Annotated in this window: 9 protein-coding genes; 4 read left to right on the top strand and 5 right to left on the bottom strand. The window is 72.7% G+C overall.

Annotation, left to right across the window (positions count from 1 at the left end):
- Positions 1 to 428 precede the first annotated feature (428 nt).
- Positions 429 to 1,556 carry a YncE family protein gene (locus tag ABZX96_RS19650; RefSeq protein WP_355546025.1) on the top strand — a complete coding sequence of 376 codons (1,128 nt, stop codon included), beginning with the start codon at positions 429 to 431 and terminating at the stop codon, positions 1,554 to 1,556.
- 170 nt (positions 1,557 to 1,726) lie between these two features.
- On the opposite strand, the gene ABZX96_RS19645 is transcribed toward ABZX96_RS19650, so the two are convergent.
- Both ABZX96_RS19645 and ABZX96_RS19640 read right to left on the bottom strand, forming a co-directional pair.
- Entirely contained in the window at positions 1,727 to 2,101 is a 375-nt protein-coding gene (locus ABZX96_RS19645; RefSeq protein WP_355546023.1) for a hypothetical protein, read from the bottom strand.
- A gap of 338 nt (positions 2,102 to 2,439) precedes the next feature.
- Positions 2,440 to 2,595: a hypothetical protein gene (locus ABZX96_RS19640; RefSeq protein WP_355546021.1), complete on the bottom strand. Its 156-nt coding sequence runs from the start codon at positions 2,593 to 2,595 to the stop codon at positions 2,440 to 2,442.
- 517 nt (positions 2,596 to 3,112) lie between these two features.
- Here ABZX96_RS19640 and ABZX96_RS19635 point away from each other — a divergent pair.
- Together ABZX96_RS19635 and ABZX96_RS19630 are read left to right on the top strand one after the other, a co-directional pair.
- On the top strand, positions 3,113 to 3,709 hold the full coding sequence (locus tag ABZX96_RS19635) for a GNAT family N-acetyltransferase (RefSeq protein ID WP_355546019.1): 597 nt from the start codon (positions 3,113 to 3,115) through the stop codon (positions 3,707 to 3,709).
- 264 nt (positions 3,710 to 3,973) lie between these two features.
- Positions 3,974 to 5,029, top strand: a complete 1,056-nt coding sequence (locus tag ABZX96_RS19630; protein WP_355546017.1) for a helix-turn-helix transcriptional regulator — start codon at positions 3,974 to 3,976, stop codon at positions 5,027 to 5,029.
- Between the two features lie 460 nt (positions 5,030 to 5,489).
- Here ABZX96_RS19630 and asnB read toward each other — a convergent pair whose 3' ends face one another.
- Positions 5,490 to 7,310 (bottom strand): asparagine synthase (glutamine-hydrolyzing), encoded by a 1,821-nt coding sequence (asnB, locus tag ABZX96_RS19625; RefSeq protein ID WP_355546015.1) that lies wholly within the window; start codon positions 7,308 to 7,310, stop codon positions 5,490 to 5,492.
- A 924-nt stretch (positions 7,311 to 8,234) separates the two neighbouring features.
- Between asnB and ABZX96_RS19620 the strand changes: the two genes are divergently transcribed.
- Positions 8,235 to 9,491, top strand: a complete 1,257-nt coding sequence (locus ABZX96_RS19620; protein WP_355546013.1) for an agmatinase family protein — start codon at positions 8,235 to 8,237, stop codon at positions 9,489 to 9,491.
- A gap of 225 nt (positions 9,492 to 9,716) precedes the next feature.
- Here the strand turns inward: ABZX96_RS19620 and ABZX96_RS19615 are convergent, their stop codons facing one another.
- A complete protein-coding gene (locus ABZX96_RS19615; RefSeq protein ID WP_355546011.1) occupies positions 9,717 to 10,139 on the bottom strand; it encodes a hypothetical protein in 423 nt (140 codons plus the stop codon).
- A 175-nt stretch (positions 10,140 to 10,314) separates the two neighbouring features.
- Positions 10,315 to 12,000 (bottom strand): hypothetical protein, encoded by a 1,686-nt coding sequence (locus ABZX96_RS19610; RefSeq protein ID WP_355546009.1) that lies wholly within the window; start codon positions 11,998 to 12,000, stop codon positions 10,315 to 10,317.
- Positions 12,001 to 12,065: the final 65 nt, after the last annotated feature.

Genomic DNA, 12,065 nt, shown 5'->3' with positions numbered 1-12,065 from the left:
GTCCCGATAACGCCACCGCCCTGGCAGCACCACCGTCCCGATAACGCCACCGCCCTGGCAGCACCACCGTCCCGATAACGCCACCGCCCTGGCAGCACCACCGTCCCGATAACGCCACCGCCCTGGCAGCACCGTCCGCCCGCCGTCCGTACACCGAGCCGAGGTGCCTGAGTGGCGCGTGGGGCGGAAAAGGCTCTGGGCACGGCGGGGTCCGCTGCGGCATCGTGATCCTGTTCAGGGTTCGATGTTCGGTGTTCGGTGCTCCGGAGTACGGGCGGCAGCCTGGCAGTTCGGCGATCCGGCAGCCCGTGAACCCGGGATCCGGCAAACCGGTGATCGGGCAAGCCCGCGACCCGGCATGGCAGTTTCGTGGAGGGGCCTCGTATGACGGCGCGGTGCGGTTCGGTGGGGACGGTATGAGACGGGCGGTGGAGGAGACGGAAGCGGCGCGGCCGGGGCGGGTGGCGCGGCGGACGCTGATCGGCGGGCTCGCGGCGGGGGCCGCCGCGCTCGGCGGCGGGTGGCAGGCGCGGGCCGAGGGCGGCGGAGCGCGGGGGCTGCCGGGCGCGTCCCCCGCGGCGTCGCACGGCATGGCGGGCGGCGGCGGGTCCGACGTCCTGGCCGTCGTGCAGAAGAGCGGCCACGCCCTCGCGTTCCACGACACGTCCTCCGGGCGCCTCCTGGCCCGCGTCCCGCTGGAGCGCTACCCGCACGAGATTGTCGCCGACTCCCGCCGCCGGTACGCCTACGTCGGCCACTACGGCGTGCGGATGTCCGGGGACGCGGGGCCGGGCGGCACCGGCGTGTGGATGGTCGACCTGCGCGCGCGGCGGCTCGTACGCTCCCTCGGCACCGGCCCGTTCCGGCGCGTCCACGGCATGGCCGTCGACCGGCACGACCGCCTGTACGCGCTCGCCGAGACGGACGCCGTCCTCCTCGGCTACGACGAGCCGCGCACCGCCACCGCGCCCTCCCACGTCGTCCGGACCGGCGGCGCCAAGACCCATCTGTGCGCCGTCTCGCGGGACGGTGAACGGGCGTACGTCACCGGGCTCGACTCCGGCACCGTCAGCCTGGTGCGGCCCCACGACCCCGCGGCCCGGCCGGTGACGGCCGCCCCCGGCCCCCGGCCGGAAGGCCTGTGCCTGGGGCACGACGGACGGACCCTGTACGTCGGTGTGCGGGGCGCCGGGACGGTTCTCGCCATGGACGCCGAGACGCTGGCGGTGACCGGGACCTACGACACCGAGGGCGGCGATCCCCTGCGGGTGTACGCCGCCGGGCCCGCGGCGGCCGGGCTGCTGCTCGTCACCGACATCGTCCACCGCACCGTGACCCTGCTCGACGCGAGGCTGCGCCGAGTCGCGACGGTTCGCCTCGACGGGATGCCCTCGGCCGTGTCCCTGCACCCGCACGCGCCGCTCGCCTACGTCAGCGAGCTGGAGACCGGCCGGGTGACCGTCCTGGACCTGGAACGGCGGTGTGCCGTGGGCGGGTTCGCGGTCGGGGGCGAGCCGGACTCCTCGGTCCTGCTGCCCGCGTCCCGGGGGCGCTGAGGATCTGGCGCCGGGACCCGCTCGCCGGCGAACACACGGGGGCAGCCGTCCCGTCGCACCGGCCTCCCCGGACTCGTCCGAGCCCGGCCCCTCGTGTTCACCGGGGCCGGGCTCCCGCGCGGTGGCGGCACCGGCCTCCGCGCTCACACGGCACCGGCCTCCGCGCCCGCTCAGAGCTCCAGGTCGGCTTCGATGGCGCGCAGCCGTTCGCGTACGGAGCGCAGTTCGCTCTCGTCGCGGTCCAGCACCAGGTAGATGAAGATGCCCTGCAGTCTGCGCTGCATCACCGGGCGGATCAGGTGGTGTTCGTCGGTGAGCGTGATCAGGATGTCCTCGATGCTGTCCAGCGGGTAGCCGAGGCTTTCCAGCGTGCGCAGCTTGGCCCGTACGACGTCGGTGTCCCCGGTGCCGGCCGTGTGCAGGTCGAATTTGGCTCCCGCGTCGATGGCGCCCAAGATGACGCGGCTGTAGTAGTCGACGATGGCGGCCCCGCGCAGTCCCTTGATCTTCATGGCTTCGCGGAGCGCTCCCCGTACGCGTTCCATATCCCCACCTCTCCCCAGGGCGCCATTCCGGCTCGGTGGAGAACCGGTACCGGTACATCACTTTTGGTGAAAGCCACGTTACCCCTCGCGGTGGGCCGGACCTCGGTGGTCCGCAGCGGTACGCGGATGCCGCGGACCGGTGGCCCTCAGGTCCTTACGAGGCATCGCCCAGCTCCTTCCGGGGCATCGCCCGGGCCCTTCGCCCTTCAGCCCCTTCCGAGGGCGAGGAGGCAACCGCCGCCCGGCATCCGGAAGTCGCTCGGGGCGGCCCCGGCGCCCTGGGCGGCGCGGTCCGCGGCCCGGTGGCCCTTGGCGCCCTCATGGGTGCGCCCTTCGCTCTATTCCCGCTCGCGCCGTTCCCGCTCGTGGTCGTCCCGCCGCTCCGCCGGCGCGTCGTCGGAGGCGGGGCCCGCGGCCCGGCCGACGCCGTACGCGACACCGAACGTGGCGGCCAACGCGGCGGCGTAGAGGGCGATCCTGGCTCTCGTGTTCATGACGTAGTCCTCTGCGCTGGGGGTGGGGCCCGGCGGACCGGCTGCCGGAGCACGAGCGACAACATACCGCCGGGGGTATGTTGCCAAGCGCGGGAAAAGAGCTTGTGGCCCATACACCCCTGGGGTATACATGCCCCTTCCGCCCCCCAACCCGCCCCGGCGCCACCCCCAGCCCCTGGCCCACCCACCAAGGAGGAACCACGCCGCCGCACGGCGCGACGGCCCCCGCGGGGGCCGGAATCGGCCTCGCGCGTCCCCAATTCCCCGAGAAACACCGCGGAATCCGCCATTTCTCCACCGATATGGCGGAGCCCGGTGCACGGCACTTCGTCCCCGCGATTGCCACTGGCGGCCCGTACGCGGACGGGCGGGCAGGCAGGAACGGTGCGTCGGCTTTTGGACGCGATGGCGGAAATGCCCGACCGAAAATGCAATTCCCGTACGGACTCAGCTATTCGAACCCATCACGTCCACACGACTTCCGGTTACTGTGGGAGCGAAGGCGGAGCGAAGACCATTGGAAGAAACCCCGCTGAAAAGAGGTAGCGAACCCATGCATCCCGTCGAGGTGCAGCCGGCGCGACCTGCCATGGCAGGCGCGATATCCCGGCTGATCGCGGAGTGCGTCCGCGGCAGCTACACGGGCCTGCTCGAAGGGACGGCCGTCCAGCGCCTGGTGGCCGAGTGCTCACTTCCCCGAATCCAGGCGGAAACCGGAATTCCGGGCGGCGCTCCCGGCTGGCTGGGCTGGCTGGTGGCCACCACGCCGGACGGGACGGTGATCGGGGCGGCGGCGGGAGGCGTGCCCCTCCCCGGTGCGGGCGAGGTGTACCGGCTGTGCGTGTCGCCGCAGCGGCGCGGAAATTGCGTCGGCAGCCTTTTGCTCGCGGCACTCACGGAGCAGCAGCGGGAGTACGACGCGGAAACCCAGGCCGTGACGCTGCTCAGCGAAAAGGACCCGGCTGTCGGGTTTTTCCGCTGTCACGGATTCCAGGGTTCCGGGACCCGGCTCACCCGCCCCTTGCGGGCAATTGCCGACCTGAGCCGCCACCCCGACGACCGCTCGGAGGCGCATCCGATGCCGGCCCTTGAGTGCTGCTCCGGCACCTGCTGACCGCGAGCGACGAGGCACCCCCGCGGCCGGACACACGCGGCCCCGGAGGCCAACCACACCTCACCCCCGAGCCGATCGCGACACACCTCCGGCAGCCTTGCCCAGAGGGCAACTCCTTTGCTCCGAACTCCTATTCCCCCCTGACACAAGAGTGTGACGTGGGTCACAAAGTGGATCAACGACGGCGGAACCGTCGCCTCTCATCTGTGACTGAGGTGTGATGGGAGGCGACATGCCCAACACGTGCAAGGGGGGCACTACGCCGTGAGCAACGCCGGCAGCATCACGCGTGCGCGCTCGTCCGACTTAACCCTCACCCTCTATCAGGAGCTTCGCGCGCGCGGGGACTCCGGTTACGACCAAGTCGTCGCCGAGATGGGGCTCAGCCCCGACGAACGGGAGCGATGTCGGGCCGAACTGATGGCCCTTGGACTCATCACCTCCGCCCGCGCCAAACGCACCGACCGCCCCGCCGCCAAGAACGGCGCTCCGTCCGTGACCGGGACGGAGCACGTGGCGGTCATCGACCCTGAGACGGCCCTGCTGCGACTGCTCCAGCGGGAGCAGCGGAGGCTGCAGAGCCACCTCGCGGAGGCCGATCGCTCGTACAGCACACTCAAGAGCCTCGCCGAACGGTTCCTGCGGGCCGACTCCCTCGCCCGCTCCGAGATGGAGGTCGAACTCCTCACGGACCGCGACCGCATACGGCAGGTCCTCCAGGACATCTCGAACACCGTCCAGCACGAGATCGCCGCCATGTGCCCCAGCACGCTGGACCGGGAATCCCCGGAGCGGGCGCTGGACCGCGACCGGCGCCATCTGGCGAAGGGCGTACGGCTGCGGACGATCTATCACCAGCGCTTCACCTCCCTGCCCGGCCAGGCCGCCTTCTTCGACCATCGGGCGGAACTGGGCGTGGAGATCCGGCTGTCGCCGGTCATCCCGATGCACATGGTCATCGTCGACCACCACCGGGCCGTGATTCCCCTCGATCCCGCCCGCCCCGACCGCGGCGCCATCCACACCCGCGAACCCGCGCTCGTACGCTCCTACCTCGCGCTGTACGAGTACTGCTGGCACACCTCCACGCCGTACGGCGAGGTGTCGCATCCGGAGAAGGGCGGCGACGGCCTCTCCGAGCAGCAGCACGCCGCCCTGCGGATGCTGGCGTGCGGGATGAAGGACGAGAAGATCGCCCGGAACCTGGGCGTCTCGCTGCGCACGGTCAGCCGGATGCTCTCCGAGATCATGCAGGCGCTCGGCGCGTCGAGCCGCTTCGAGGCGGGCGTACGCGCGACGCGGCTGGGCTGGCTGGACTGACCGTCCGCGCCCCAGGGCGGGCCGTTACCACCGGCCGCGGGAATTCCCACCCCGGAAGGCCGACCCCTCATACCGGCACGCCCACCACCCGCGTCGCCCAGCGCCCGGACGGCGGAAGGGCCGGCACGTCTGAAAGACGGCCGGCCCGACGGCCCCGGTGCGCGGGCGGGGCCACGGCCCGTTGATTCCGACGGCCACATGGTTCCACCGCCGGACGACTCGATCGCCCGAACGACCGGGCGGGCGCCGCCCCCAGGCAGCCCCGCCCTCGCGTGTCTTGCGACCGGGCCTCCCTCAGGCAGCCCCGTGCCCACGCGTCTTACGACCGGGCCTCCCTCAAGCAGCCCCGCCCTCGCGCGCCTTGCGACCGGGCCCCCTCAGGCAGCCCCGCCCTCGCGCGCCTTGCGACCGGGCCCCCTCAGGCAGCCCCGCCCTCGCGCCTCTTACGACCGGGCCTTCCTCACGCCGCCTGTTCCACCGGCCTCCGCAGCCCGTGTACGACCTCTGACCACAGCTCGTGGACGGCCAGTGCCCACAGTGTCAGGGCGTTGGCGTCCGACGGGTTGGTGGCCTGGCGGTTCAGCAGCGTCTGGACGCGGTCGGGGTACAGGCGTCCGTCGCGCGCGAGCCGGGACGGGGCGAGGAGTTCGCGCACCGTCGGCAAGAGCGGGCCGCCGGGCGCCATCATGGCGGTCAGCGGGAGGGTGAACGGCTGTTGCGGGCGGTGCAGCACGGTGTTCGGCAACAGGCCCGTCCCGGCCTCGTACAGCGCGCGTTTGCCCGTGCGGGCGGCGTTCGGCAGCCGGCCCGCGAGCGCGGCCACCGAGGGCTGGCAGAAGGGCAACCGGGCCTCCACCGCCCACGCCATGCTCAGGTGGTCGACGCGCCGCAGGTGGTAGGCGGGCAGCCGCCACCGGGTCTCGAAGGCGGTGAGCGCGGTGAGCCGGTCGCCGCGGGCGGCCCGCAGTTCGGCGGTGATCCGGTCGCTGGCCGAGCCGCGTTCGGCGATGAACGCGCGGTAGGCGGGGGTGTAGAGCCAGGAGCGGAGCAACCGGGGGACGGCGGACAGGGCGTCGGCGTACGTGGCGGCCCAGTCGGCGTCGGCAGGGGCGGCGCACGCGGCGCGCACCCGTTCGTAACCGCCGAAGAGTTCGTCCGCGCCGTCACCGGTCAGTGCGACGGTGAACCCGGCCTCGCGCACCGCGCGGAACAGCGCGTACGTGCTCAGCGCGACCGGATCGGCGTGCGGCTGGCCGAGCCGGGCGACCGTGCGGGTGAGCAGGGTCGCCAGGTCCGCCGGCTTGACCTCCACCTGGTGGTGGACGGTGCGGGACTGCCGGGCGACGGAGCGCGCGAAGCCGTGTTCGGCGTACGGCCAGCGCCCGCGGTAGGTCAGGTGGAAGGTGTGCAGCGGCCCGGTGCCGGCCTCCCTGGCCTCCCGGGCGGCCAGCGCCGTGACCAGGCCGGAGTCCAGGCCGCCGCTGGTGACGGCGCACACCGGGACGTCGGCGCGCAGCAACCGCCGCACCTCGTGGGCCAGCGTCTCGCGCACGCCGTGCGCGTCCGTGCCATCCGTGCCGTCCGTCTCCCGTAAGGCGACCGCCTCCCCCGCGCGCGGCGCCCGGCGACGTACCCGCAACCCCTCGCCGGAAACTGCCACGGCGGTGGCGCCGGGTGGCAGGATCCGGATGCCGCGCAGCGCCGTCTCGGTGCCGAAGGGCGTTCCGGTGGCGAGAACGGTGTCGAGCGCTTCCTCGCGCGGATCGCCCGGTACGCCGTCGAAGGCGAGCAGCGCGGGGATCTCGGAGGCGAAGCGCACGGCACCGTCGGGGGACACGTGGTAGTGCAGGGGTTTCATGCCCATGTCATCGACGGCCAGGACGAGCCGTGGCCCGGACCGCAGGTCGATCACGGCGATGGCGAACATCCCGTCGAGATGTTCGGCGAAGGCCGGGCCGTACTCGGCGTACAGGGCGGGCAACAAGGTGCCGTCGCAGGCGTCCGGGAAGCGGTGCCCCCGGACGGTCAGACGCCGGCGCAGCTCACGATGGTTGTAGATCTCGCCGTTGAGCACGGCCACGATGCCGGGCGCGGTGCGCAGCCGATAAGGCTGGCTGCCGCGTGCGGGGTCGGTGACGGCGAGCCGGTCGCAGCCCAGGGCCCACCCCTGTCCAGTGCGCAGTCCGCGGGCGTCGGGGCCGCCGTGGCGCTGCCGCGCGGACACCGTGGCCAGCTCGGCGCCGGTGGATTTGGCGGCGAAGGAGCCGAAGATCCTACACATGCTGGTCGCCTCCGGAATCTCTCGGGTCGGTCAGCCAGAAAGGGACACCAGTAAGGAACAGTCGGGCCGGTGTGCGGCGTTCCTGCGCGCATCGCTCCACCGCGGCACTCGACTGCGTGGTTCTGTGTGGTTCGGCCAGAACAAGATCTGAAGCTACCGATCATTCTCCTGGGGTGTAAGAGCCGTGTCGTGGACGCGCCATCACGCCAGTCTCACTGTCCGATCAAGGTGCCGACAGGTAGGAATATGGGCGGCGTCGCGGCCGGAACGGGTCGGTGACGGGTGCCTGTCCGATGGCAGGGACGGCCCGTGACGGCTGCCGGCCCGGTGGCGGGAACGGTGCGTGACGGCTGCCAGCCCGGGTGGCGGGAACGGCCCGTAATGACTGCCACCCCGACGGCAGAAACCGCCCGTAACGACTGCCGACCCGATGGCAGGAACGGCCCGTGACCGTCGCCTGACCGGTGGCTGGAACGGCCCGCGACTGCTGCCACCCCGGGTGGCAGGAACGGCACGTAATGACTGCCACCCCAATGGCAGGAACCGCCCATGACGACTGCCAACCCGACGGCAGAAACCGCCCATGACGACTGCCAACCCGACGGCAGAAACCGCCCATGACGACTGCCACACCGATGGCAGGAACGGCCCGTCCCCGGACCGCCATGCCGTCCGGCGGTGGCCACGCTCCGTGAGCCGGGCGGTGCACGTGGCGGCCGTCGCGAGGCGAAGTTGCGGGGTGGCCGTCGCGGTGCCCGAATGGAAGGACGGGGCACGAGAGCACGGACCGATACGGACAGCGCCACTTTCCGACAGGACCTGGGCGCCGGCCGGACGCGGGGCGCGGCGGACGACGCCGAGCGGATCAGGGCGTCTCCCCGCGGGTCCCGGCCCGCGGACGGGTAGCTTCCCCGGAGGTCAGCCATGAGCGACCGCGACACCCCCCACGCCACGGCCCGGGACGGCAACACCCCCGATCCCGACGGCATCACCGCGCACCCCGACGACATCGGTGCCGACCCCGACGGCGACGGCTCCGTCCTGGTGAACCGCGAGGGTTCCTGGGCGCAGCGGCGCGAGGCCCGGCTCGCCACCTTCCGGCGCGAGGAGGAGACCGAACGTTCCCTCGCCCACGGGCTGCCGGGAGCGCCCACCCTCACCGACCGGACGATCCCCACCTTCGCCCGCGGTGAACTCCCGCACTTCGCCGGCGAGACGGGGACCTTCCTGAAGTGCCCGTTCGTCGAGGACGTGCGCGAGATCGGCGACGCGGAGGTGGCCGTCTTCGGCGTGCCGCTGGACTCCGGCGCGACGTACCGGCCCGGCACCCGCTTCGGCCCGCGCGGCATCAGACGGTGCACGAACCTGTTCGGCACCTACTGCTACGAACTCGGCGTGGATCTGCGCGAGCAGCTCAACCTGGTCGACATCGGGGACGTGTTCACCATCCCCGGCAACATCGAGAAGTCCTTCGACCAGATCAGCCAGGCCATGGCCCACGTGGTGAGCCAGGGCGTGATCCCCGTCGTCATCGGCGGCGACCACTCCATCGGTTTCCCGACGGTCCGCGGCATGGCGCCGCACGTCGGCGGCAACATCGGCATCATCCACTTCGACCGGCACGTGGACACCCAGGAGACCGACCTGGACGAGCGGATGAACACCACGCCGTGGTTCCACGCCAACAACATCCCGAACGCCCCGGCCACCAACCTCGTCCAGATCGGCATCGGCGGCTGGCAGGCCCCCCGCCCCGGCGTGAAGGTCGGCCGGGAGCGCGGCACCACGATCATCACCGTCAACGACGTGGAACGCGTCGGGGTGGAGAAGGTGGCGGAAACCGCCCTGGAGGTGGCGTGGAAGGACGCCTCGGCGGTGTACCTGTCCTTCGACATCGACGTGCTCGACGCCGGCTTCGTCCCCGGCACCGGCTGGCCGGAACCCGGCGGCCTGCTGCCCCGGGAGGCGCTCAACCTGATCCGGCTGGTCTCCGAACCGGGGCTCGCGGGCATTGAGGTCGTCGAGTGCTCGCCCCCCTACGACTGGGCCGAGCAGACGGCCCTGATGAGCAGCCGCATCATCATGGACAGCCTGGCCGTCCAGGTGGCCCGCGGAAGACTCGGCCGCCGAGCGGCCCGCGCGGACCGGGTGGCCTGGGGGCCGCGAGGTGGGGGTGCGTAGGCCGCTCGTGGCGGCGTGGCCTTTGGTGACGGCTTGCGGCTGACGCGTCTCCGTCGCGATGGCTCGCGACCGATGCGTCCACGCGTGGGCTTACGGCTCACGCACCTCAAGGTGACGCGCCCCAGGCTCACGCTCCTCAAGGTGACGCGACTCAGACCGACGCTCCTCAAGGTGACGCGCCCCAAACCGACGCTCCTCAAGGTGACGCGCCCCAGACCGACGCTCCTATAGGAGATGCGCCAGCGACTCCGCCAGCGCCGCCACCGAAGCGCTCGCCGCGAGGGCGGTCGCTCCCAGCTCCAGCCGGTCCCGCAGCCGGCGCCGGCGCTCGGGGGCCAGGTCACCGGTCCGTTCGGCCTCCGCCTCGGCCGCCGCGAGTTCGTCGTCCAGGGCGGTGAGGTCGTCGGAGGCCCCGCCCTCCCCCGCGTCATCCGCGTCGTCCGCGTCGTCCGCACCTTCCGCGTCCGGCACCCCGGGCACGGGCACGGCGGGGCCGCGCGCGGCTCCTGCGACGACAGGTCCGTCCGGGCGCAGGGCTTCCCGCAGCGCGCGGACGGCGGCCAGCAGCCGCTCCGCGTCCGGCGCTTCGACAGCGACGCGGTAGGTGATCCGGGCATCCGGTCCGGTGCTGAGCACCCCGCCGGTCACCGAACCGCCTACCTGAATGCCGCCCGCCGGCACCGTTCGCCGGGCGTCGTCCGCGGTCCGTTCGCTTCCACCGAGCGGACCGCGCCCGTGGTCCGGGCTCTCCGCGGGTCGTTCCCGGTCACCGGGCCGCCCATGGTCCGCGGCGCCCCGGCCGGCTCCGTCCGCCGTCGCCCGGCTAGCTCCGTCCACCGCGTCCACGATGCTCCCCTCCCTGCTGGGTGATGGTGGCCCGCTCGCCGGTGGAGGCGACGCCGCCGCTCATGGCCCCGACGAAGATGCCGCCGCGCTCCACGTTGACGATCTGCTGCTCGAACTCGCCGGTGTCGTAGCCCTTGGCGCGCAGCACCTCCAGGACGCCGTGGGCGATCCGGTCCTGCACCGTCTTGACGTAGCGGCTGACGTCCATCTCGTGGAAGAGCGTCACCTGCTCGGCGCTGCCCAGTTCTCGGACCGAGAGCAGGGGCCCGTCCGGAGGTTCGTGGGCGGGGCGGGACAGCCACGTCCGGCACGAAACAGCCACGGTGAGCGGGAGCGCCAGCAGGGCCGCGAACGAGGAGGCCGGACCGGACGCCAGGGCGCGGAGCGCGGCGCCGACCGGCTCCCGGCCGCGACGTGACGCGGCGTCGGCCAGCACTTCGTAGTGCTCCCGCACCGGTGGCAGCACGAACGGCGTCACCTCCAGCACCAGCATGCCGCCCTGCGTGTGCACCCGGACCAGGACGGTCACCATGAGTTGGCCGTCCCAGGAGTCGACCCGCACCCGCAGGAAGTGGCGCCGCCCCTCGCCGTCGTCGTCGACCGCCCGGCGCAGGGTCTCCCGGAGGCGGTCGGGCTCGCGCAGCGCCGGGTCCCGCGCGTTCCGTCCGACGCCGCCCGCGCTCGTCGCCATGTCGCGTGCCGTCCGGGCGGGCAGGCACACGAACTCGTCCACCCTCAATTGCCGAAGCCGGTCCCGGCCGGGCACCGCGCCCGGCGCCCGCAGCCCCGCCACTTGGGGGCGGATCAGGTCCAGCACCTCGCGGTTGGTCAGACGGGCGGGCGCTGCCGGAGCGGTGCCGTCCTCCTGCCTCTTCTTGGGCTCCAGTTCCAGCGCGAAGGACCAAGCGTCGTAGGTCAGGCCGAAGCCCACCAGCGGCCGGGCGGGCGCGTAGACGGCCAGCGGGGAGAACTGCTCGCGGTCGATGGCCTCACGCAGCCGCCGGTAGCGGCGGGTGTCCGGCAGCGGACGGCGTCCCGCCCGCGCGAACGCCTCGCGGCTCAGTTCCTTCCGCAGCACCCTGTCCACCCACACCTGGTGGGTTGCCACCGGCACCACCAACACCAGCGGGAAGACGAGCGCGGACCACCGGGCTTCAGGACGGACCACGAGTGTGACTGTCACCGCCCAGTACCACAGGAGCACTGCCCGCGGCAGGACCGGCAGCAGGCGGCCCAGCCGGTAGGGGCCCGCGGGTGGTCTGCCCCGGTTCCTGGCGGCGCGGCCCCAGTCGTAGACGCCGTGCCCCTGCACCAAGGAGCGTTCCTGCCACATGACCGCGCTCGCCGAGGCGTAGACAATCGCGGCCAACGCCGTGCCGCGCACCCCGTAGCCGTCGGCCGCGTAGTGCGCGGCCGCGGCGGCGAAGCCGCCCCACACCACCGCGGCGCCCAGCCCGGCCAGCGCCTCCCCGCGACGGGCGCGCAAGGCGTGGGCGAGGACGGGGACGATGTCGCAGCCGATGGACGGGGCGACCGGGCGCTCCTCGTGCTCCACCAGTTCCTCGATCACCTGGCGCCGGAACGCGGCATCGACGTAAGCGGCGACGCACAGCAACCGCGTGGCGTCGCTGTGGCCCGGGTCCTGCCCGGCCGTCTTGTCCATTCCGTCCCCCGTTCGTTGTTCTTGGTGCCCTCGTGGGACGCGCTGTGCGCCGCCCCCGTTGCCGT

The sequence above is a fragment of the Streptomyces sp. NPDC003077 genome, assembly GCF_040611095.1.
Lineage (GTDB): Bacteria > Actinomycetota > Actinomycetes > Streptomycetales > Streptomycetaceae > Streptomyces.
Note: the sequence above shows the minus strand (reverse complement) of the source record. Positions and strands in the feature narration are given on the sequence as shown.